This is a genomic window from Veillonella parvula DSM 2008, assembly GCF_000024945.1.
GTDB classification, from domain to species: Bacteria; Bacillota; Negativicutes; order Veillonellales; family Veillonellaceae; genus Veillonella; species Veillonella parvula.
The window spans coordinates 1,335,810-1,357,267 of the sequence record NC_013520.1; the positions used below are offsets into that span (position 1 = coordinate 1,335,810).

At 38.8% G+C, this 21,458-nt stretch carries 22 protein-coding genes and 1 other annotated feature; of the genes, 1 reads left to right on the forward strand and 21 read right to left on the reverse strand.

The genetic code is table 11. From position 1 onward, the window contains the following. Window positions 1-34 precede the first annotated feature (34 nt). From VPAR_RS05885 to infC, 5 genes are all read right to left on the reverse strand, one after another. A complete protein-coding gene (locus VPAR_RS05885; protein ID WP_012864549.1) occupies window positions 35-349 on the reverse strand; it encodes a DUF6693 family protein in 315 nt (104 codons plus the stop codon). Window positions 350-560: 211 nt separating this feature from the next. After that, a complete protein-coding gene (locus tag VPAR_RS05890) occupies window positions 561-1,115 on the reverse strand; it encodes a hypothetical protein (RefSeq protein WP_012864550.1) in 555 nt (184 codons plus the stop codon). A gap of 141 nt (window positions 1,116-1,256) precedes the next feature. Beyond that, window positions 1,257-1,607 (reverse strand): 50S ribosomal protein L20, encoded by a 351-nt coding sequence (gene rplT, locus VPAR_RS05895; RefSeq protein ID WP_004696335.1) that lies wholly within the window; start codon window positions 1,605-1,607, stop codon window positions 1,257-1,259. A gap of 46 nt (window positions 1,608-1,653) precedes the next feature. Continuing rightward, window positions 1,654-1,851 (reverse strand): 50S ribosomal protein L35, encoded by a 198-nt coding sequence (rpmI, locus tag VPAR_RS05900; RefSeq protein ID WP_004696338.1) that lies wholly within the window; start codon window positions 1,849-1,851, stop codon window positions 1,654-1,656. Between the two features lie 20 nt (window positions 1,852-1,871). After that, complete coding sequence (infC, locus tag VPAR_RS05905; protein WP_008601314.1) at window positions 1,872-2,390, reverse strand: translation initiation factor IF-3; 519 nt, start codon at window positions 2,388-2,390, stop codon at window positions 1,872-1,874. Between the two features lie 433 nt (window positions 2,391-2,823). Between infC and VPAR_RS05910 the strand changes: the two genes are divergently transcribed. Then, window positions 2,824-4,317 carry a DASS family sodium-coupled anion symporter gene (locus tag VPAR_RS05910; RefSeq protein ID WP_012864552.1) on the forward strand — a complete coding sequence of 498 codons (1,494 nt, stop codon included), beginning with the start codon at window positions 2,824-2,826 and terminating at the stop codon, window positions 4,315-4,317. Between the two features lie 164 nt (window positions 4,318-4,481). On the opposite strand, the gene VPAR_RS05915 is transcribed toward VPAR_RS05910, so the two are convergent. The 16 genes from VPAR_RS05915 to cybH all read right to left on the reverse strand — a co-directional run bounded on the left by VPAR_RS05915 (window position 4,482) and on the right by cybH (window position 21,449). Next, entirely contained in the window at window positions 4,482-5,687 is a 1,206-nt protein-coding gene (locus tag VPAR_RS05915; RefSeq protein ID WP_012864553.1) for an MFS transporter, read from the reverse strand. A 158-nt stretch (window positions 5,688-5,845) separates the two neighbouring features. After that, window positions 5,846-7,756, reverse strand: a complete 1,911-nt coding sequence (gene thrS, locus VPAR_RS05920) for a threonine--tRNA ligase (RefSeq protein ID WP_012864554.1) — start codon at window positions 7,754-7,756, stop codon at window positions 5,846-5,848. 141 nt (window positions 7,757-7,897) lie between these two features. Next, window positions 7,898-8,130 (reverse strand) — a binding site (T-box leader). 236 nt (window positions 8,131-8,366) lie between these two features. Continuing rightward, window positions 8,367-9,356 (reverse strand): hypothetical protein, encoded by a 990-nt coding sequence (locus VPAR_RS05925; RefSeq protein WP_012864555.1) that lies wholly within the window; start codon window positions 9,354-9,356, stop codon window positions 8,367-8,369. A 95-nt stretch (window positions 9,357-9,451) separates the two neighbouring features. Continuing rightward, window positions 9,452-9,733: a DUF4911 domain-containing protein gene (locus VPAR_RS05930; RefSeq protein ID WP_012864556.1), complete on the reverse strand. Its 282-nt coding sequence runs from the start codon at window positions 9,731-9,733 to the stop codon at window positions 9,452-9,454. 3 nt (window positions 9,734-9,736) lie between these two features. Continuing rightward, window positions 9,737-10,981, reverse strand: coding sequence for a peptidase U32 family protein (locus VPAR_RS05935; protein WP_012864557.1), 1,245 nt, complete (start codon window positions 10,979-10,981; stop codon window positions 9,737-9,739). Continuing rightward, window positions 10,981-11,589, reverse strand: coding sequence for an O-methyltransferase (locus tag VPAR_RS05940; protein WP_012864558.1), 609 nt, complete (start codon window positions 11,587-11,589; stop codon window positions 10,981-10,983). The genes VPAR_RS05935 and VPAR_RS05940 overlap by 1 nt, the downstream gene beginning before the upstream one ends. Window positions 11,590-11,612: 23 nt before the next feature. Next, on the reverse strand, window positions 11,613-13,046 hold the full coding sequence (gene mltG, locus VPAR_RS05945; RefSeq protein WP_012864559.1) for an endolytic transglycosylase MltG: 1,434 nt from the start codon (window positions 13,044-13,046) through the stop codon (window positions 11,613-11,615). Between the two features lie 243 nt (window positions 13,047-13,289). After that, a complete protein-coding gene (locus VPAR_RS05950) occupies window positions 13,290-13,586 on the reverse strand; it encodes a DUF1292 domain-containing protein (protein ID WP_012864560.1) in 297 nt (98 codons plus the stop codon). A gap of 25 nt (window positions 13,587-13,611) precedes the next feature. Next, complete coding sequence (gene ruvX / locus VPAR_RS05955) at window positions 13,612-14,031, reverse strand: Holliday junction resolvase RuvX (protein WP_004696363.1); 420 nt, start codon at window positions 14,029-14,031, stop codon at window positions 13,612-13,614. Continuing rightward, the gene (locus VPAR_RS05960) at window positions 14,031-14,291 is read right to left on the reverse strand and encodes an IreB family regulatory phosphoprotein (protein ID WP_004696366.1); all 261 of its coding nucleotides are present in this window, start codon (window positions 14,289-14,291) and stop codon (window positions 14,031-14,033) included. The genes ruvX and VPAR_RS05960 overlap by 1 nt, the downstream gene beginning before the upstream one ends. A gap of 154 nt (window positions 14,292-14,445) precedes the next feature. Beyond that, a complete protein-coding gene (gene alaS / locus VPAR_RS05965; protein WP_012864561.1) occupies window positions 14,446-17,061 on the reverse strand; it encodes an alanine--tRNA ligase in 2,616 nt (871 codons plus the stop codon). 277 nt (window positions 17,062-17,338) lie between these two features. Further along, window positions 17,339-18,151: a C40 family peptidase gene (locus VPAR_RS05970; protein ID WP_008714242.1), complete on the reverse strand. Its 813-nt coding sequence runs from the start codon at window positions 18,149-18,151 to the stop codon at window positions 17,339-17,341. Window positions 18,152-18,235: 84 nt separating this feature from the next. Then, complete coding sequence (locus VPAR_RS05975) at window positions 18,236-19,246, reverse strand: glycosyltransferase family 2 protein (protein ID WP_004696372.1); 1,011 nt, start codon at window positions 19,244-19,246, stop codon at window positions 18,236-18,238. A 376-nt stretch (window positions 19,247-19,622) separates the two neighbouring features. After that, window positions 19,623-20,000 carry a hydrogenase expression/formation C-terminal domain-containing protein gene (locus VPAR_RS05980; protein ID WP_012864562.1) on the reverse strand — a complete coding sequence of 126 codons (378 nt, stop codon included), beginning with the start codon at window positions 19,998-20,000 and terminating at the stop codon, window positions 19,623-19,625. Window positions 20,001-20,050: 50 nt separating this feature from the next. After that, window positions 20,051-20,647, reverse strand: a complete 597-nt coding sequence (locus VPAR_RS05985) for a HyaD/HybD family hydrogenase maturation endopeptidase (RefSeq protein ID WP_012864563.1) — start codon at window positions 20,645-20,647, stop codon at window positions 20,051-20,053. Further along, window positions 20,640-21,449, reverse strand: a complete 810-nt coding sequence (cybH, locus tag VPAR_RS05990; RefSeq protein ID WP_008601341.1) for a Ni/Fe-hydrogenase, b-type cytochrome subunit — start codon at window positions 21,447-21,449, stop codon at window positions 20,640-20,642. The genes VPAR_RS05985 and cybH overlap by 8 nt, the downstream gene beginning before the upstream one ends. Window positions 21,450-21,458 lie beyond the last annotated feature (9 nt).

The following is a 21,458-nucleotide window of genomic DNA, read 5'->3' on the forward strand; positions in this document are numbered from 1 at the left end:
AGGCTTTAATACTTAAAATATATTTCTTATACTATTACTCGACAAAGTGTGTATGCTTAACGCGCCAATGTGTCATTTTATTGAACAACCAAAAGCTATAAATGCCAAAGGTAATAAAGGTGAAGAACCACCATTTAATATAACTACCAAATAGTTGTGTACCAGTTCCGTCAAAGTAAAGTCGTTTACCATTAATAATCGTATTACGGCAAATCCAGCTTCGGAACATAACCTCCGCCCAAGGGAATGCAATGCCGAAGGTACATACCGTAATCAGAAACGCTGCCAAAGTATACCCGATATATCCGAGTACAGATCCTTCAAATCGAGATTCCATTTGTCCTGTCATAGAGTTCACTCCTTATAAAATAATTTAACTGGCAAGTAAGCCAACATTTTACGGTTAACTTCAACACCTGCTTTACTAAACCAGCGATGAAACGACGCTAAGTTGTGACATTAATGCGTGCCGCTGCGTTGATAAAAACAATCCACAATTGACAGATTTACATAATACCTAATTATCTTCCATCTGCATATTTCAAATAAACTCATTTATCTTATTTCTTATGAAGAGTCATATTTTCATAAGCTGTACCATAAGCTTCTTTAAAGATATAATTACCTACAACATATTTAGGATCACGCAAAGCTACATCAACGTATTGTTCTGGAATATTACCGAAATTCCCCAAGACTACACCTTCATAATTAAAATCTTCCACACTATTTATCGTTAATTTCATACCAGAGCTAGCTTGTTTAGCATATATGAGGAGTGAATAGTCTTGTGCATACTGTGGAGTACGTAATACGCTGGCTACAGAATGGTTTATATCATATCGATAAGTAACTAAAACCTTGTGAATATATGAGTTAGTTCTACGACTATTATTATTTTCGACCTCATATACAACTGCCTGTGCTTTATAAATAAACTGGTTCTCTTCTATTCTTTTAATAGAACTCTTGTCTACAAAATACGTAATGGCATTTTTCCCTGTAAGAATAGGAATATTATTCTTATCATTTTTAATAGCTTCCATCGATATAGCTTGGATTTGTAATGGTATTACTATACATGCTAACAATAACATAGAAAATAACTTTTTCATTAATTTAAATCCTCTCTTTTAATATTATCACACACATTATATGTATAGGATATCATATTATAAAAGTATTGATAATCTATTACTTTCACCACATAAAAAAGGACCCTCCAAAGAGAGTCCTCAATGTATATTGTTATGTTATTAAGCGTTTTTAGCTACTTCAACAAGTTTAGCGAATGCTGCTGCATCGTTAACTGCCAAGTCAGCCAACATTTTACGGTTTACTTCAACGCCTGCTTTAGCTAAACCAGCGATAAAACGGCTGTAAGTTGTACCGTTGATGCGAGCCGCTGCGTTGATACGAGCAATCCACAATTGACGGAATTCACGTTTTTTCGCACGACGGTCACGACGAGCGTAGTACAACGCTTTCATTACTGTTTCGTTAGCTTTTTTGAACAAACGGGAACGTGTACCGCGGTAACCTTTAGCTAATTTTAAAATCTTTTTATGACGTGCATGAGCTGTAACGCCCTTTTTCACTCTTGCCATTGTATATTCCTCCTAAATTACGATATATCGATCTAATAGTTAACGATTAAGCGTATGGTAAGCATTTAGCTACGCGTTTGTGGTCAGCTTTTGCAACCAATGTAGCTTTACGTAAATTACGTTTACGAGCTGGAGATTTCTTCTCAAGAATGTGGCTTTTGAAAGCTTTCGCACGCTTGAATTCACCAGTACCAGTTACTGCGAAACGTTTAGCCGCTGCGCGACGAGTTTTAATTTTTGGCATAATATAATCCTCCCAATACCTTATTTACTTACTAAAATCATGGTCATGTTACGACCTTCTAACTTAGCTGCTTTTTCAATAGACGCCGTTTCTTTGAGTTCATCAGCAAAACGTGTCAATACCGCCATGCCGAGTTCAGGGTGTGAAAGTTCACGACCGCGGAACATGATGGTTACTTTTACCTTATTGCCTTCCGCCAAGAATTTGGATGCGTTTTTCATTTTTACGTAAAAGTCATGGTCTTCAATATGTGGACGTAATTTGACTTCTTTCAAAGTTACGATTTTTTGTTTCTTTTTCGCTTCTTTCTCGCGTTTTTGTTGTTCATAACGATATTTACCGTAGTTCATAATGCGAGCTACTGGTGGTTTAGCGTTAGGTGCAATTTCCACAAGATCAAGATGCTGTTCTTCAGCCAATGCCAAAGCCTCACGGCCAGACATAATACCGATTTGTTCGTTTTCAGGACCTACGACACGAAGTTCACGAGCACGAATCTCTTCATTAATGCGTGGTGTATCCTTGCTAATAGCGTTCACCTCCAAGAGAATAAAAAAAACGGACGGCAAACACCATCCGAATAGAATTCTCTATATTAACCTCATACTTCTTGGTATTAGGTGAGTGGCGGATGGCCTCTGCTTCATAAATTACTTAATTATAATAACAAATTAGATAGTGAAAGTCAACAACAATCTTAGGTTGCTCTCAGCAATTTATTATTACAACTCTTACAGTATAACAGAGATTATAAGTTCTGTATATAGGTATACTTACTGACACCTATCCCCCTTTATGTATACAATATTTCTATAATATAATTATTAATTCTATAGAAAAATACGATACAATAATATATATAACATATTCTATCTGACTAGGTATTATCTAACTGAGTATTATCCAACTGGGTATTGTCTAACTAGATATTATATAGTAATAGGTATTACACAAATTGAAAGGGGTTTTATTATGAGTGTAACAACTAGTTTGCCTTCTCAAAAGGCGCGTACAACAGTTCAAAATATAGGTCTTATTCTTGCCTTTATTGTTTTAGGCAGCATTTTATTATTACCAACACCAGAGACATTATCTACCGGTGGTCATCGCATGATTGGTGTCCTCGCCTTTGCTATCATCTTGTGGATGACATCGGCTGTATCCTATCCGGTAAGTGCGACCATGATTACGGCACTCACGGCCTTATTACTAGGCTTCTCTCCAAATCCAGAGGCGCCCACGAAAGCTATGGGCACAGCTAATGCCTTAAAACTAATTATATCAGGTTATTCTTCTCCTGCGATGATTCTCGTAGGTGCAGCTATGTTTATTTCCGTAGCCATGCGTAAAACGGGTCTCGATCGTCGCATAGCCATGCTCGTATTGTCTAGTGTAGGTACAAAGGTAAGCCGCATCTATTTAGGTGTTATTATTACAGGTCTCATTCTAGCCTTCTTTGTACCGAGTGCAACGGCTCGTATCGCTTGTCTCGCTCCAATTATTATCGGTATCGTTGAAAACTTAGGTATTGAACGTAAAAGCCGTGTAGCCGCTCTCCTCATGGTAGGCGCCGTACAAGCAGATACCTTTTGGAATATTATGATTCAAACAGCAGCCGCACAAAACCTCGTAGCTGTTGGGTTTATGCAAACACAGATGAACACATCTGTAAGTTGGATTGATTGGCTTACAGCAGCTGCACCGTTCTCCATAATTATGGCTATTATTACTTACTTTGTAACGCAAGCTTTTATTAAACCTGAATTTAAAGAGCTCGTTGGCGGTGATGTACAACTCGCTAAAATGCGTAAAGAAATCGGTCCAATGACATTTGATGAAAAGAAACTATTATGCATCTCTATTGGTTTATTAGCATTGTGGGCAACGGGAGGTAAATTACATACCATCGATACTACAACAACTACAATTATAGCAATTGCCTTATTCTTTATCCCTAAAATTGGCATTATGGACTGGAAATTTGCACAGCCAAACATCGACTGGGGTTCCATCGTTATGTTTGGGGCTGGTATCGGTCTTGGTTCCGTATTACTTAAAACGAAAGCGGCCACCTGGCTCGCTCAAGTATTCGTAAATGCCTTTTCTCTTGAAACAGCAAGCGTATTCCTTTTGATTGCTATTATGGCTGCCTTTTTGATTTTAATCCACCTTGGATTTGCATCAGCTACAGCCCTCTCTTCTGCCATGATTCCTATCGTAATCTCTATCGTTATGGGACATTCCGCAGAAGGACTTAATCCACTTGGCGTAACAATGCTCATGCAATATGCGATCTGCTTTGGTCTAGTATTACCAGTAAACTCTCCACAAGGTATGGTAGCTTACGGTACCGACACATTCGACGTAAAAACATTTATGACTACAGGCATTCCATTAACAATTATTGGATATGTAATGATGCTCGTATTTGCACTTACATACTGGCGCTGGATCGGAATTGCTTAAGTCTAAATATTCTAAATAAACCAAATATTCTAGATAATTCTAATATTTTAAATTAAACACACTATAAAAGGCTCTGTCTTATGACAGAGCCTCTTGATTTTTATATGCGTTTCAATATAAAACGTCTATGTTCTTTTCAATGTAAAGCTTTCAAAATTATTTATTTATTCTAATTCCTTACCTTTTAGTTCAGGAATTAAGAATACTGTTGCTAAAATATCGATTACATAGATAATCGCGAGGAAAGCGATTGCCACTTGGTAGGAGTACAGTGAGATAATCATGCCTACTACCATTGGGCTAAAGCCACCTACGGCACGACCAATGTTAAATAATACGTTTTGAGCTGTTGCACGAGCACTTGTTGGATATGCTTCCGCCATTAAGGCACCGTAACCACCCATCATACCATTTACGGAGGCCCCTAATATAGCACCAGCAAATAGCATAGCTGTTGGATCAGATAGTTGAGAGTAAATCAAGATAGATGCCACAGCACATACTTGGAACAAAATAAATGTCGGTTTACGACCAATTTTATCAGCCAATCGTCCGAATAACCAAATGCCGACCATCATACCACATACGGTAACAGCAGTCCACAAACCAGATTTAGTAAGGGAAAAACCTAATTGCTTACTCAAGAAATTAGGCAACCAAATCATAATACCGTAGTAACCAAAGTTTTGAACGGATGTTAAAATAGCAACACCTATAGAGGTCTTTGTAGTTCTTACATCTTTTACTAATAACTTGAATGAGTTCGTATGGGAGTATTCCTTAATTTCTTTACTTTGAACAAAGATTTCTGGTTCATGTAATTTCGCACGGAAGATCCAGGCTACAAAGGCAGGAATAATGCCAACCATGAACATACCACGCCAGCCAATATAAGGGAGTAATACGGGTGTTAACAGTGCTGCGGCCAATACGCCTAACTGCCAACCGATGGCAACATAGCTCGTCGCTTTTGCACGGTGTTGTGCAGGCCATGCTTCGGCTGCTAAGGCCATACCAATACCGAATTCACCGCCTAAGCCGATACCGGCAATTGTACGATATATGAGAAGATCCCAATACCCTTGTGCAAAAGCACATAGGCCAGTGAATACAGCAAATAATACAATAGTCCATGTCAACACACGAACACGACCAAACTTATCTGACAAGGTACCAAAGATAAAACCACCAATTACAGCACCTACCAAGGTCCACGTCACAAGGGAACCTGCTTGACCTGTGGTCAAACCTAAGTCCCCTGAAATTAAGCTCAACATAAAGCCGAGAATCAAGAGATCAAACCCATCCATGGCATAGCCAATAGAGGAACCAATAACAGCTTTCCAGCCGTATGAATTTACTTCTTTCATAGTCATTTCCTTTCGCTACTCACAGGTAACAATTAAAGCGAATATAATACAAAATCCCCCTCTTATAATCTCATCACTATTAAATTATACAGACTAATTTAAATTGTGCAAGATGTGAGGGGGATTTATAACATTATAATTACTAGGAGAGTAAATAATTAGTTGCGTTCTTTAATTTCAGTTTTAATAGAATTGAAGAATTCTTCGAATGGTACGGAGCCCAATTCGTCACCACCGTGTTTACGAACGTTAACTGTGCCTTCTTCGACCTCTTTATCACCTACCACAAGCATGTATGGAACCTTTGCCATTTGTGCTTGGCGGATTTTATAACCGATTTTTTCGCTGCGATCGTCTACTTCCACGCGTACATAGTCGCGGTGCATTTGTTTTGCCAAGTCCTTAGCATATTCAACGTGTTTTTCAGAGATAGGCAAGATTTTAACTTGTACAGGAGCCATCCATGTTGGGAATGCACCTGCATAGTGTTCAGTTAAGATACCGATAAAACGTTCCATGGATCCGAAGCATGCACGGTGAATCATAATAGGGCGATGTTTTTGACCATCTTCGCCAACATATTCAATTTGGAAACGTTCTGGCAAGTTCATATCCAATTGGATAGTACCACATTGCCATGTACGTCCCAAGGAGTCTTCAATATGGTAGTCAAGTTTAGGACCGTAGAATGCACCATCACCAGGGTTAATTACGTATGGAATGCCTTTTGCTTCGATAGCATTACGCAATGCTTCTGTAGCGGCTTCCCAAATCGCATCATCACCCATTGCATTGTCAGGTTTAGTGGATAATTCCACATGGTATTTCAAGCCAAATTGACTATAAATGCGGTCGAATAATTCGATAACTTTCATCAACTCAGATTGCATTTGAGATGGCAACATAAATACGTGAGCATCGTCTTGTGTGAAAGCACGTACCCGGAACAAGCCGTGTAATGCACCAGATAATTCATGACGGTGAACTAGACCAAGTTCAGCGTAACGCAATGGGAAGTCACGATAGGAATGCATTTCGTTTTGGTAAACCAAGATACCGCCTGGGCAGTTCATTGGTTTAATTGCATATTCTTCTTCGTCAATAATTGTAGTGTACATATTTTCGCGGTAATGGAACCAGTGACCAGATGTTTCCCACAATTGTTTATTCAAGATAATTGGTGTACGAATTTCTTCGTATTCAAATTCATGGTGAACTTCGCGCCAGAAGTTTTCTAATTCGTTGCGAAGAGCCATGCCTTTTGGCAAGAAGAATGGGAACCCAGGACCTTCTTCTTTGATAACAAACAAGCCAAGTTCTTTACCAAGCTTACGGTGGTCTCGTTTAGCCGCCTCTTCAAGCATGTGAAGGTATGCATCCAGTTCTTCTTTTTTCTCGAATGCTGTACCGTAAATACGTTGTAACATTTTATTTTTTTCATCGCCACGCCAGTATGCACCTGCAATGCTTTGTAATTTGAAAGCTTTCACCTTACCAGTAGATGCCACGTGAGGTCCTGCACAAAGATCGATGAAATCGCCTTGAGAGTAGCAAGAGATTACAGCATCTTCAGGAAGATCTTGAATCAATTCTACCTTGTAATCTTCATTTTTAGCTTTAAAGAATTCGATAGCTTCTTGACGAGGCATAACGGATTTAGTAATCGGTAAATTTTCTTTTACAATACGGCTCATTTCCTTTTCGATTTTACCCAAATCTTCAGGAGTCAAAATATGTTCCATATCGATATCATAGTAAAAGCCCTTATCGATAGCAGGACCGATAGCCAATTTAGCTTCAGGCCATAAACGTTTAACCGCTTGTGCCAAGATATGAGAAGCTGTATGGCGCAAAGTATGTTTGCCCCCTTCATCTTCGAATGTTAAGAACGCAACTTCAGAGCCATCTACAAGTTCTTCGCGAAGGTCTGTTAATTCGCCATTTACGTTTGCAGCTAGTACTTTTTTAGCCAAACTGTTAGATAGTTGTTTTACTGCTTCCCCAAGAGTAGTGCCAGCAGCGTATTCCTTTGCACTACCATCAGGTAAAATAATTTTTACATCTGCCATTTTTCTTTCCTCCAATTTATAAACTAGGATAGCTTTGATTTTCTACTTTCACCAATATACCTACTTACCACACAATACATAAACATTGAGTAATTAGCTTGTAAAAATTGGGTAATAAAAAAAGACCTTCTATCCCTACAAACAAGGGACGAAGATCATTCGCGGTTCCACCCTAGTTAACTACCTATACCAATATATGTGTATAGTTAATTCACTTCATTAAGCCCGATAACGGTGGCGACCGTATTTGCCTACTTAGGTTCGACAAATCAGTTTAAAGGGGGTAACTCTAATATATGTGTAAGGCATTTCCAGCATTAGCCTCTCTCTGGTACACAGGGATAAAAGAATCATGTCCTTTGCATCACTTTTACTAGATTATAGTATCATAGAGGACTAAAAAATTCAATACAGTTTAACTGTAAATTTCTTGAAAACTATAAATTGTAATTTTTTAAATCCATAAATTGTAAATCTTCTCTTCATTTATATTGATACATTTATATTTTAAAGAAAACGGCCCGCGAATGATATGCTCCCCTTTACTAGACAACCAGTAAAGGCGGAACATATCAGAATCTCGAGCCATTTTATATGCATTATTTATAAATTAACGTTTGAAGTTTGTAGACAACATAGCTCCAATTACTTTTTCCAATTTGCTAGTAGAAAGGTCTGGACCTTTGTAGAGTGTTAAGAGCACGTCATTAGAGTTATCTTGTTTAGATACCATCATAACACCGCTACCACGGGCACCGTTATCATCGTAATCTTTCGCTACAATAACAAGGTTCAAATAATGGTCCTTCATGTATGTATACACCTTACTTGTACGCGCAGAGGAACCAATCATTTTTGCCATGTTCATACCACGGTTGAATACGATAGTATTCGCATTATGTGGATTTGCCGCTAATTGTTGCTTCTCTTCCTCATTTAGAGGCATGAGGTTTACCATGAGGGAGTCTCCCATTTTGCCCCGGAACATGGCTGGCATCGTTTCACGTACATCATCAGGAATGCCTGTGTCAGCAGTCAATTTCAATTCCTTAGGCACGGTCATATATAAAACGCCCTTGCTATTGCGGCCCACCTCTGTAGTACTGAGGTCTACAGCGCTAAGCATAATGGAATCTTTAATGGTCGCCACTTGGTTAGCCAATGGTTTTTCAGGCACGCCACGGCTCGCCAATTGTACATCGCCAGATTTAGTTTTTTTCAATGTTTCCACATTCCAACTTGCCCCTTTTTTGTCTGCATCGCTAGCTTCTGTGAAAGCATTCGCCCCGTCTTTTGTGCCTACATATACATACGTTTGAGCCGGGATGATAGTATCTGGTGCGCCAGACTTATTGAAAGCCGCACCGTATACCACATTAGGAATCACAGTAGAACCAATTTGTAAATTGTTGTTAGTTTGGCTTTCAACATCAAAATTGATATTTCCTGTGAAAGTCATATCAGGACCATGATTGATAACAACCACATCCCCGGCTTGAGGAATGATTACAGGGCCTACAGGACCCGCCATAGCTACACCTGCCATAGATGCTCCAAGGCAAGCTGTTAATAATGTGCGTTTCAAAATAGATTGTTTCATAGATATACTCTCATTTCTCTACAATTTGTATACATTTGATGTAATTGTAAATCTAGTATAGTCATAAAATTCCCTCATACGATTTACAATAAAAATTATACTTTATCTTCTATAGTGACATAGTCGGATAAACTACTTAATACTTCAAGCGCCAAAGGTCTTGTAGATGGTGTGCAGCGCAACATGCACCGCCCACTCGTATCTACAGAGGTCATAACACCTAAATATTCATAGCCTTCAATGATGCGATTGATGAAATTCGTATGCTTAGGATCAATGTGAAAGTACACATACGCTTCTTCTCCAGAGGTGGTTAAGTCGGGTACATCTGGAAATGCACCGATTGATTTACTCGGTTCTAAGGCTATACCACTCATAAACTATTCATCCTCTTTAGGTTTGCACTCACGGCGCATCATGGAGTACGGTTCAAGTGGTGTATCCATATAGATACGTACTTTCATTTGTGCGTGAGGTGCTACATCGATAGGATTGCCATCTTCATCTGTCATTTTTTCGATAACAGTTTCAACAAGTTCCCCTTTCGGTTGGCAGAATTCTACCTTATCGCCCACCTTGAAGTTATTACGTTGTTCAAGATCAACGTATTTTTCTTCTTCGTTGTAGCCCATAACTAAACCGATGAAGTCATGACTCTGAGTATTCGTAGATTTACCATAGTTTTGAGCCGTTTCATCAGGACGACCTTCTGCAAAACCATCTGTATAAGGACGATGGGAAATCTTCTCTAATTCTGCAATCCATTCTGGACGAACATACCAATCTTTACCTTCTTTAAGGTATGTATCAATCGCTGTACGATATACTTTTGCCACTGTGGCACAATAGTGAACTGATTTCATACGCCCTTCGATTTTAAGGCTATCAATACCAGCTTCATAAAGATCTGGAATACGGTGAATCAAGCACAAGTCTTTAGAGTTAAAGATATATGTGCCATGTTCATCTTCTTCGATTGGGTAATATTCACCAGGTCGATTTGATTCTACAAGAGAATATTTCCACCGGCAAGATTGAGAACATTGACCACGGTTAGCATCGCGATTACCTGTCATATAGTTAGACAATAAGCAGCGACCAGAGTAAGAAATACACATAGAACCATGTACGAAGGACTCAATTTCAATATCTACATGATCCTTCATTTCTTTAAGGTCTGCTAAGGATACTTCGCGAGCCGCTACAACACGTGTGGCACCAAGTTCTTTCCACATTTGAACTGTATGCCAGTTTGTAGTAGAAGCTTGTGTACTTACGTGAAGCTCTAAACCTGGAGCCACGCGCTTAGCAAGGCTAAAAATCCCCATGTCTGCAACGATGATAGCATCAATACCGATGCTTTCAAGGAATTTCAAATAGTCCTCTAAACCTTCAAAGTCCTCGTTGTGAGGAATGATATTACATGTAACATGAATCTTTTTGCCATGCGCATGTACAAATTCTACAGCTTCCTTTAATTCCTCATCGGAGAAATTAGAGTTACCTGCGCGCAAGCCAAAACGTTTACCTGCGCAATATACGGCATCCGCACCATAGCGAATAGCCATTTTAAGCTTGTCCATATTACCTGCAGGACAAAGCAATTCCATAAAATGTTCTGCCATTATTTGTTGTGCCCTTTCCACACACTCACACTCATACCATCACCCATGGGATAAATGGTGGTGTTAAACAATTCTTTATTTTCAACATATGTTAAGTATTCTTGTAACCGTTTTACGATAGTTTTGAACCGTTTTGGCGGTTCCTTATCGCCCCTTACATAGCCTCTAAAGAGTACATTATCTGCAAGAATGACGCCCCCTTCTTTCACATGTGGCAGAATAAGTTCAAGTTGTTTTAAATATTGCCCCTTTGGTCCATCTAAAAACACTAGATCGTATTCGCCTGTGAGTTCCGTTAAGACTTGAGACGCATCACCTTTCAGCAATGTAATTTTATCGGTATAATCGGATTGGTTAATATAGTATTTCGCCATTTCATAGCGCACATCATCCAATTCAATGGAGGTGATATGCCCTTCCTCTTCGTCGAGTAATGGTGCCATCAATAAAGCGGAGTAACCAATGGCTGTGCCCACCTCTAACACAGAGGTGGGCCGGTATAAACCTATTAATTCTTCAAATAGATGAACCTCAGATTCTCGTAAAATCGGCACATCATTAATCATCGCATAAATACGCTGTTCATTTAAAATATCATTTAATATCATGAAAGTAGATTAAATCTCCTACATTATCTATTGTTAGTACCACTAGGAACTACCAACGTAGAGCGTTCAGCTGGATTTGCAGATTCTACCTGAATTTGTGGTACTTGTTGTGCATTAGGAATAACGTTCTGCATCGATTCAGGTACAGGTGTCGTCGTGGGTACATACGTATTGGTATTTGTATTATTTCCATAGGATGGAGCAGTTGGCGTAACTTGCGTCGATGATTGATTTTGTGTTGAACCTGGTACAGGATCTGGGACCTCAGCCGCAGGAACTGTAGTTGGTGTGTATTTATAACTAGGTTCTACATCAACATATTGAGAATCTGCTTCCACTGCTTCTGCAGAACTATAATTATAATTAGGCTCTGTAGTCGCTACTGCTACGTCATAGTTAGGACCAGCTTGTGCAGCTACTTCAGTATTAGCAGAAGAATTTTTTACTGTGTCAGCGCCATAAATTTTATTAACCGTTGCTAAATGTTCTTCGTATGATTTAGAAAAGTGATTATGCCCCTCTTTATCTGCTACGAAGTATAAATAATCTGTATTTTCAGAGTGTAATACTGCATCTAAAGCTTTTTTACCAGGATTTGCAATTGGTCCTGGTGGTAAACCTTTAGATACATAAGTATTATATGGGCTTTGCAATTGTGTATCACCAATCGTTACATTTTCCTTTGCATAACCAAGTACATAGGAAATAGTCGCATCAGATTGCAATGGAATACCATGAGCTAGACGCTTTTTAAACACCCCTGCAATGGTTGGACGGTCTGCATCAAATAACGACTCTCGTTCAACGATAGACGCCAAGGTTACAAAGTCATGAATACTCATATGTTGAGCTTGAATTTGTTTCTTCACAGCTGGTGTGAGATAACGATTCATTTCATCAGCCATCATTTGAATAACATCACGAGGTGTAGCCCCTACGGGGATTTCATACGTACTTGGGAACAAGAAGCCTTCTACAGGATATGTAGCAGGTTTTGTACCTTTCATGTATGGGTATGGTACATAAGTTTTAGCTTCAGCCAAGAAGTCCTTCGCCTTCATGATTTGATTCTTTTCAAGAACGATAGCGATATCCCCAACTGTATAGCCTTCAGGAATTGTAACACGAATAGATTCTACATGACCTTCTTGTAACAAAGAAATGAGTTCGTGCACAGTTACCTTATTAGGTATTTGATAATGGCCAGTTTGAAGCTTATCATTGGTACCACTCAAGTATAACCAAAGCTTAAAGCCTTGAGTTGAGCGAATAAGCCCCCTTTCAAAAAGCATATCTGCAATTTCAGTACCCGTTTGACCTTTTTCTATAACGACTACTTGTGTTCCATCATCTTGAGCAAAGGTATTCGGTACAAAGTACAATGCACCAAGGCCTCCACCAATAATTAATATACCTACAATAACTAGGATCAAAATATATCTTAAGGCTTTTCTCACGTTGTTGAGTTCCTTTCTGTAACATAACAGTATATCAATTCATTATACCATAAACTCTATATTTCCCCTATATAAAAGGGCAATGATTACGCTTATTACATTTTATATAATATATTAATTTTGTGGATTTGTTATGCCTTTAGCATAAATGAAGTCTCGTCTTTGTAAAACAATGATAATGTATAACAAAATAAAAATAGCGCATTGTCCACTGACAATGCGCTAAATTTATGCTAAAAACGATTATTCGTCTTCATCCATGTCTTCATACAAATTTACTAGAGTTTCAAAGTTTTCATCTTCTTCATCCAAAGGTACGTATTCTTCTACGCCTTCTTCGTTTGTTTCGATGCGAGCCAAGATCATGTATGTGTCATCTTGACCTTCATGATCAGCATCTTCATCTTGTACATGCACAAGAACGGCATACTCTTGACCTTCATGACTCAAGATAACATCTTCTGTGAAGTATTGTTTATTACCATGTTCGTCTTCGAATTCCAAATAATACACTTCACCCTCAAAATTTTGGTCAACCATTGGAAACCCTCCTTAAAGAAAATACTTATTTATTAAACTGCAAGCGATCTAAATATCCTTGCAAAATTACAACCGCTGCCATTTTATCGATAACGGATTTACGCTTTTTACGGCTCACGTCAGCCGCAATGAGTTGACGTTCAGCCATAACAGTAGATAACCGCTCATCCCAATATGTAACAGGTAAATCGATGACTTCCTTCATCTTTGCAACGAATTCTTCAGTCTTTTCAGCCCGTTCACCTTTTGTACCATTCATATTTTTCGGCATACCTACCACAAGTTCATGTACTTCATATTCAGAAATGAGTTCTTGTAAGCGATTAAAGTCTTTTTCTAGAGATGTTCTACGAATGGTTTCAATACCTTGTGCTGTCATGAGCAGTGCATCGCTACAGGCAATACCAATAGTACGGCTGCCTACATCTAATGACATAATTCTCATTATAGTTGTTTAGCCTTTGCGTATTCTTTCAACAATTCTTCAATCAAGTCATCACGCTCTAAACGACGGATATCGGAACGCGCATTATTATAACTTGTTATGTACGCAGGGTCTCCAGAGATTAGATACCCTAAGATTTGATTAATTGGATTGTAACCTTTTTCTTGAATAGATTGATAAACACGCGTAAGTACCTCTTCAGCGGTCATCGGTTCATCGTCTACTTTACGGAATAACATGGTTTCATCTGAAACGTTCATCGTATCCCTCCTTTTTATTACATCGGCAGATTTCACCATAAAAGTGGAATCTCACCTACTATTATACTTGAATTAAAGCTACAAAGTCAGTAACTTTTTATGCATTATGAAAAATTTCTATAACAGATACAAGTATAATTATAAAATTATATGCCTATTGTAACATAGATTTTAAGGCTTCACCACCAGCTTTTAATGCTTCCATTAATTTAGCTGGCTCTTTACCACCTGCTTGTGCCATATCTGGACGGCCACCGCCATTACCTCCAGCTACTTGAGCTGCCGCTTTAACAATATTACCTGCTTTTGCACCTTTAGCAACGACATCTTTAGATACTTTACATACAAAGTTTACCTTATCATCGCCCATAACAGCGCCTACAAGAACCACACCAGAGCCATTCATTTTATCAAGGCCCATATCAGCTAAATCACGCAATTCATCAATGGAGGACGCTTTTACAGCGGCAGCAACAAATTCAACATCACCTACTACAACTTTACCCGCAATGATATCAGCTGCACCAGCAGCAGAAACTTCTTTACGAATTTGTTCTAATTCTTTAGCAGTTTCTTTAGCTTCTGCTAATACTTGGTGTAAGCGTTCTTCTATTTGAGGAGCTTTAGTTTTAAGCTCGCTTGCCATGCGTTCAATAGTCAAACGATCTTGTTTTGCTGCATCGAGAGCTGCACGACCTGTAATCGCTTCAATACGACGTACACCAGAACCGATACCAGCTTCAGATGTTAAACGGAAAGAACTAATGAAAGCTGTGTTGCCTACATGAGAACCACCACATAATTCAACGGAGAAGCCAGGAACCTCTACAACGCGAACTACATCGCCATATTTATCACCAAAGAGTGCCATCGCACCTTTCGCTTTTGCTTCGTCCATGGACATTTCAGCAATAGCTAGGTCCGTAGCTTTTAAAATTTCTTCGTTTACAAGTACTTCGATTTGATCAAGTTCCTCTTGTGTTACAGGAGAGAAATGAGTGAAGTCAAAACGCAAGTAATCAGGAGTTACTAGAGAACCAGCTTGGTTAACATGCTCGCCAAGAACCTTTTTCAATGCTGCATGTAATAAATGTGTTGCTGTATGGTTGCGGGCCATTGCTGCGCGACGATTTGTATCCACTTCAAGCGTTACATCGTCACCTTCAGAAATAGAACCTTCTATAACAGTACCGATATGATATACAGTGCCTTCAGGTAAACGTTTTGTATTATGAACCTCTACCTTACCCATTGGGCCCACGATAAAACCTGTATCACCTAATTGACCGCCCCCTTCAGCATGGAATGGAGTAGTGCGTACGATAACAGTAATTTCATCGCCATCAGCTGCTGTTTGCAAGCGTTCAGAACCTTTACCAAGCATTAATACGGAGGATGCAGTTTCTGCTTCATCTTCAACAAGTTCTTCATCTTTCAAGAATGTAATGTCTGGTGTTGCTACCTTTGCATCTTCTTTTACACGAGCTTCACGAGCGCGTTCGCGTTGTTCTTTCATAGCAGCTTCAAAGCCTTCATGGTCGATTGTAAAACCACGTTCAGAAGCGATTTCCTCTGTTAATTCCCAAGGGAATCCATAGGTATCATATAGTTTGAATACTTCAGAACCAGGAACTACAGTTGCCTTTTCAGCGGCTAATGTATCGATTAAGGAGTTTAATAACTCAAGACCTTGTTCCAAGGTTTGGTTAAAGCGTTCTTCTTCGTTTTGAACCACGCGTTTAACGAAGTCTTGTTTCTCAGCAATAGATGTAATACCAGGGCCAAGAATGTCTACGACTACATCAATAAGTGGTGTTAAGAAGATACCTTCAATACCAAGTAAACGGCCATGACGTACAGCACGGCGTAAAATACGACGCAATACGTAGCCGCGACCTTCGTTGGATGGCAATACGCCATCGGAGATCAATGCAGTGACAGCACGAGCGTGGTCAGCGATAACTTTTAAAGAAACATCTGTATTTGGATCTTCGTTATATGTAACACCAGCGCGTTTTGCAGTGGCTTCGATGATTGGGAAAATCAAATCGGTTTCAAAGTTTGTTTTACAGCCTTGTAATACGGAAGCCAATCGTTCAAGACCGGCGCCTGTATCGATGTTTTTATGTTGTAATGGTTCATAAGATCCATCTGGCATTTTATTGAATTGAGTAAACACTAAGTTCCAAATTTCAAGATAGCGATCGCAATCACAGCCTGGCGCACAATTAGGGTCATCACAACCATGTTCAGGACCTTGATCAAAAAAGATTTCGCTATCTGGACCACATGGGCCTTCGCCAATTTCCCAGAAGTTATCTTCGAGACGCGTGATATGGCTCTCTTCTACACCACAATCATTATGCCATGTATCATATGCCTCTTGGTCATCTGGATATACAGTAACATATAATCTATTTTTATCGAGTTTAATAACCTCAGTTAAAAACTCCCACGCCCAATGAATAGCTTCTTTTTTAAAGTAGTCCCCGAAAGAGAAATTCCCCAACATTTCAAAGAATGTATGATGCCGTGCTGTGCGCCCTACGTTTTCAAGGTCACCGGTACGCATACTTTTTTGGCATGTTGTAATACGACGACAAGGAGGTACCAATTTACCTGTAAAGAAAGGCTTCAATGGCGCCATACCTGCCCCGATCAATAACAAAGACGGATCATTTTCTGGTATAAGAGAAAAACTATCTAATTTTAAATGTCCTTTACTTTCAAAAAACTGCAAGTATGCTTGACGCAGTTCATTACCCTTCATGTGTATATTCCTCCTAAAATTATTTACTCTTCATTATAACTCAAAAACGATATAAAATCTATCAAAAACATTGAGATTATGCGGAATTCACGCACTTTCACACCAATCCAATCAGACCGTGAAAGATATAAATTTTAATCCATATTTTTTACAATAAAAGTAAAGGTCAAATTTAGTCAATGCTAGTTAAATCGTAAATAATAAACATAAAAAGAGGTTATACAAATCAACAAAACAAAATTGATTCGTATAGCCTCTTTTATAGCTAGTTATTAAATTAGCGTACAACGCGTTTTGCGCCGATGTAACGTTCACCCCAATAGCCAGTATCAAGATCTGCTACTGCAACACCACGACTGGAAGTGGCGCTAATGAACTTGCCATCGCCAATATAAATGCCAGAGTGAGATGGACCTGGTTCATATGTTTCGAAGAATACCAAATCCCCTGCTTTCAAGTTCGCACGAGAAACTTCAACACCTACGTTATACTGTTCATCTGCCAAACGTGGTAAGGAAATACCTTGTTTTTCAAATACATATTTAACATAACCAGAGCAGTCAAAGCCACTTGGAGTAGTACCGCCAAATACATAGGGTACACCGCGGTATTTGTCAGCTTCTGCCAAGATTGCGTGAATGCTGCTAGGTGTTTCATTTTTCGTAATATTGTTTAATTTAACGTTCTTGCCATTAATGGATTGACCAGCGATACGACGGGATGTCGCGTTGCTGTTTGTAAAAGCGGATTTCGTTGCTACTGCTTTAGTCGCTGCATTTTGAGTCAATACTGCCTTCGTAGAACGAGGAGCACCCATCAATGCGTTATACGTAGCAGGGCCTACGATACCATCCACTGGAAGGCCACGATCTTGTTGGAACAAACGAACTGCCCACTTCGTTTCCTTACCATATACACCATTTTTATCTGTAGCATTATAGCCGTGTTTAATTAGTTGTTGTTGAACCGCTGTAACACTTTTGCCCTTATCACCATATTGTAATGTTGTTGCGCCAACCATGGCTGTTGTGGCACACACAAAAGTTAATGTTAATGCCGTTATTTTAACCTTACTATATTTTGACTTCATATGCTTCCTTTCCAAAAAACTTTTAAAGTAAGTTATTTATTCAAAATATACTAACCGTCTATTTATTTGCATTCACAAATACAGCTAGTCTTCTTTGCTCTTGTTGGTATAAGCCTCTGGTGCCATAAAAACATCTGCACTACTTGGTCCGAGTAACGGAGCCTCTTCATGCTCTTCAAAATTTATAGCTGACTTAACCCAATACAAAGGCCGTTGCTTCACCTCTTCAAAAATACGACCTACATACTCGCCAATAATTCCCAGTCCGACGAGTTGAATTCCACCAATAAACAAGATTGATACGCCCAAGGTTGTCCACCCATTCAAAGCTTGTCCTGTAAGATATACATACAAAAGATGTAAAATGAGCAAAAAGCTCATTCCACCACAAAGTACACCTACATACAAGGCGGCCCGTAAAGGCACCCTTGAAAAAGCGGTTACACCATCCAGAGCAAATCGAATCATTTTACGCACACTAAACTTTGAGACACCTGCAAATCGAGGTGGTGCCACAAAGTGCAACTCTGCTTGTCTGTACCCTAAGGCGCCGACAATACCACGTAAAAATCGACCATGTTCTCTGAATCGTTTCAACGTGCCCAATGCTTTACTATTCATGAGGCGGAAATCGGACCCGCCTTCAACAATAGGAACATCGGCCATTTTGTTCATTAGTTTGTAATAATACTTAGACGTGAAAGATTTAGCCCAACTAGCGTCATCAGTTGAATCGCGTATGGTACGCACCACATCATACCCTGATTCCCATAATCGAACTAGTTCAGGAATCAATGCAGGTGGATGCTGCATATCACCGTCCATTGTAATGACTGCATCGCCATGAGCATAATCAAGTCCACATGTAAGTGCCGTTTGATGCCCAAAGTTACGAGCCAGCAATAACACTTTAACATGTTTGTCATTGAATGCAATTTCACGCAGTATCATAGCTGACGAATCACTAGATCCATCATCCACGAAGATTAGTTCATAATCATATGTGAGACCTGACATAACATCAGTTACAGCTTTATAAAAGTTCGCTATATTTTCCTCTTCGTTATATACAGGCACTACAATAGAAAGTAACATAAATCCTCCAAAGTATTTTACTCACATATTTTATGTTAATTAGTAAATTAAGGCAAATGCTAAAGGTTAACAATAGGCCTAATAATGTTTATAAAGCCAGTAAATAAGCCACTTCTCTATAAAACACCAATAAAACACTTCATTTATCTTTTATATAACTATAGCAAATTAATATAATATTAATTTATTTGTAAACCTAATTAATGAAGCGATTTATAAAAAATATTTATTTTAATGATATGGAAGTAAATATGATTATTTCTGACTTTATTAACTATTAATCAAAAATTTATATGTATTTTTATCACAAATTTACCGGAAACATCTATTTTCATCTATTTTTCATAAAAAGGAGACCCGTTAAGGTTCTCCTTTACTATAATCCAGCAGCATCAATCCAAGATTGTAAATCTTCCTCCGCCAGTTCCATATCCTCTATATAAGCACCAGCTACAACTGGATACTTAGCGATCTCTACGGTATGTAAAATTGAGTCATCACGACCATTTTTATAAGTCCCAATCCAGATTCCAGAAAATTGTGATTCATACCATTCTACAGGTTGATCAGTTTCATTAAAGTTAATCGTAATATGACCGCGTCCAAGTGTTTCTAATACTTCAACTTGTTCTTCCTCTGTTAAACCCGTTTTTTCAATATAAATCGAATATGTCTCACCAGTTTCACGCAAATTCTTTAGAGCCAAACGCAACTCATTTAAAACGGCGCGAACATTACCATAATTTTCAATCATAAATACTCCTATACAGAGACTATCTTTACATTCTATAAGCTATCTATATACTATATGAAATTTTCACTTTGTGCTTTAGGCTCAGCTACTACGCCCCATTCTCGTAGTACATTCAAAACACGTTTCTTAACCTCAGGCAAGGCGCATTGTACCGGCTCGCTAGGTTCAAAACCAATTTCCAATGATTCCGGCTCTACACCGATAACCACTGCATCTTCTAATGGATCCTCTTGAATAGCACGGATACGTAAAATATCTTGCATTCCTACTTCATGTACAGAAATATGTTCCGTAAAATATTGTTCTAATTCCTTATGAGGAAATTCATATATAGTTCCTGGAGCATCTCCGCCATTAATAGCGTCTACAAGAAGGATTTTCTTCATACCACGCATATACGTAAGTAATTCCATTCCCATAGTGCCACCGTCAATAATAGAAATCGCAGGCGTAAATGTGAAAGATTCTTTCAATTCTTTTACTACATGAACACCTAATCCCTCATCGGTAAGCAAAATATTGCCGACTCCAAGTAGGATAATTTCATTGTCTCCATCATCATAAAGGCTATTTAAATCAATACGCGGACCCTCTGAGTCCGCGTATTGTTCCAAGCCACTGATGATATCAGTACTTGTATTAGTCATTTTCTTGTAATTCTCTTTCTCTAGGATCATTAGGATCACTTGGACGATATGTAGTACCAGATGGTTTATCAATACGTTCCCCACGACGACGTTTACCATTAAGGTCTTCAATATCAATTGGATCATGAGCGTAATATTTCATACCTGAAACCATAGCAGATACTTCGCCGGATTCCTCCATAACATCTTCTCGGAATGCCATATACACGTGAACAATAGTAAAGAACAAGAATCCCCACGCAATGTAGTGATGGATAACATGGACCTTGTATTCACCACCAAATAATGTAACCACTGGTGCAAATAAAGTTCCTAGAATACCATTAGGGTTAACCATCGAATACATTGCAAAACCCGTTAAAATTTCAAAGAAGAACATAATGTATACCATCATATACGCAGTTCTAGCTAAGGAATTACGAAGCCAATGATGTTCATGTTTTTGAGGAATCATTAAATAGTGCAATGTTGTTTCTTTAAGACCGTACCAATACCGTTTTTGACGGAATTTAGGTAATAATCTATCCCCTCTGTTCCAAAGAGCGCCTGCAAAACGGAAGATAAAGGAGAACGTTAAGATAACACCTGCAATGAAATGGATACGACGCATAGTTTCCATAGAGAACCAGCCATCAATAGCAAAGGTTGGTTCAGGGTTACCCGTAATCGCAGCAAAGCCTGGATCACCGATATATAAGCCAGTCCAGAACAATGCAGTTACACTAAGTACCATAGTCCAGTGGAATATGCGCAGCCATAGACTAAATACGACATACGCCTTTTTGTCAGTATGTATTAACATAAGCCCACC

What these genes read in the sequence shown, in the direction of transcription:
- VPAR_RS05985 (WP_012864563.1), bottom strand. Translation starts at nt 20,647, where the DNA reads ATGACTAATACAAGTACTGATATCATCAGTGGCTTGGAACAATACGCG.
- VPAR_RS05935 (WP_012864557.1), bottom strand. Translation starts at nt 10,981, where the DNA reads ATGGCAGAACATTTTATGGAATTGCTTTGTCCTGCAGGTAATATGGAC.
- VPAR_RS05970 (WP_008714242.1), bottom strand. Translation starts at nt 18,151, where the DNA reads ATGAAGTCAAAATATAGTAAGGTTAAAATAACGGCATTAACATTAACT.
- rplT (WP_004696335.1), bottom strand. Translation starts at nt 1,607, where the DNA reads ATGGCAAGAGTGAAAAAGGGCGTTACAGCTCATGCACGTCATAAAAAG.
- VPAR_RS05925 (WP_012864555.1), bottom strand. Translation starts at nt 9,356, where the DNA reads ATGAAACAATCTATTTTGAAACGCACATTATTAACAGCTTGCCTTGGA.
- VPAR_RS05950 (WP_012864560.1), bottom strand. Translation starts at nt 13,586, where the DNA reads ATGGTTGACCAAAATTTTGAGGGTGAAGTGTATTATTTGGAATTCGAA.
- VPAR_RS05915 (WP_012864553.1), bottom strand. Translation starts at nt 5,687, where the DNA reads ATGAAAGAAGTAAATTCATACGGCTGGAAAGCTGTTATTGGTTCCTCT.
- thrS (WP_012864554.1), bottom strand. Translation starts at nt 7,756, where the DNA reads ATGGCAGATGTAAAAATTATTTTACCTGATGGTAGTGCAAAGGAATAC.
- VPAR_RS05980 (WP_012864562.1), bottom strand. Translation starts at nt 20,000, where the DNA reads ATGATTGAAAATTATGGTAATGTTCGCGCCGTTTTAAATGAGTTGCGT.
- VPAR_RS05890 (WP_012864550.1), bottom strand. Translation starts at nt 1,115, where the DNA reads ATGAAAAAGTTATTTTCTATGTTATTGTTAGCATGTATAGTAATACCA.
- ruvX (WP_004696363.1), bottom strand. Translation starts at nt 14,031, where the DNA reads ATGAGAATTATGTCATTAGATGTAGGCAGCCGTACTATTGGTATTGCC.
- VPAR_RS05910 (WP_012864552.1), top strand. Translation starts at nt 2,824, where the DNA reads ATGAGTGTAACAACTAGTTTGCCTTCTCAAAAGGCGCGTACAACAGTT.
- VPAR_RS05930 (WP_012864556.1), bottom strand. Translation starts at nt 9,733, where the DNA reads ATGAGTGGTATAGCCTTAGAACCGAGTAAATCAATCGGTGCATTTCCA.
- VPAR_RS05960 (WP_004696366.1), bottom strand. Translation starts at nt 14,291, where the DNA reads ATGAACGTTTCAGATGAAACCATGTTATTCCGTAAAGTAGACGATGAA.
- VPAR_RS05885 (WP_012864549.1), bottom strand. Translation starts at nt 349, where the DNA reads ATGACAGGACAAATGGAATCTCGATTTGAAGGATCTGTACTCGGATAT.
- VPAR_RS05975 (WP_004696372.1), bottom strand. Translation starts at nt 19,246, where the DNA reads ATGTTACTTTCTATTGTAGTGCCTGTATATAACGAAGAGGAAAATATA.
- cybH (WP_008601341.1), bottom strand. Translation starts at nt 21,449, where the DNA reads ATGTTAATACATACTGACAAAAAGGCGTATGTCGTATTTAGTCTATGG.
- VPAR_RS05940 (WP_012864558.1), bottom strand. Translation starts at nt 11,589, where the DNA reads ATGATATTAAATGATATTTTAAATGAACAGCGTATTTATGCGATGATT.
- rpmI (WP_004696338.1), bottom strand. Translation starts at nt 1,851, where the DNA reads ATGCCAAAAATTAAAACTCGTCGCGCAGCGGCTAAACGTTTCGCAGTA.
- alaS (WP_012864561.1), bottom strand. Translation starts at nt 17,061, where the DNA reads ATGAAGGGTAATGAACTGCGTCAAGCATACTTGCAGTTTTTTGAAAGT.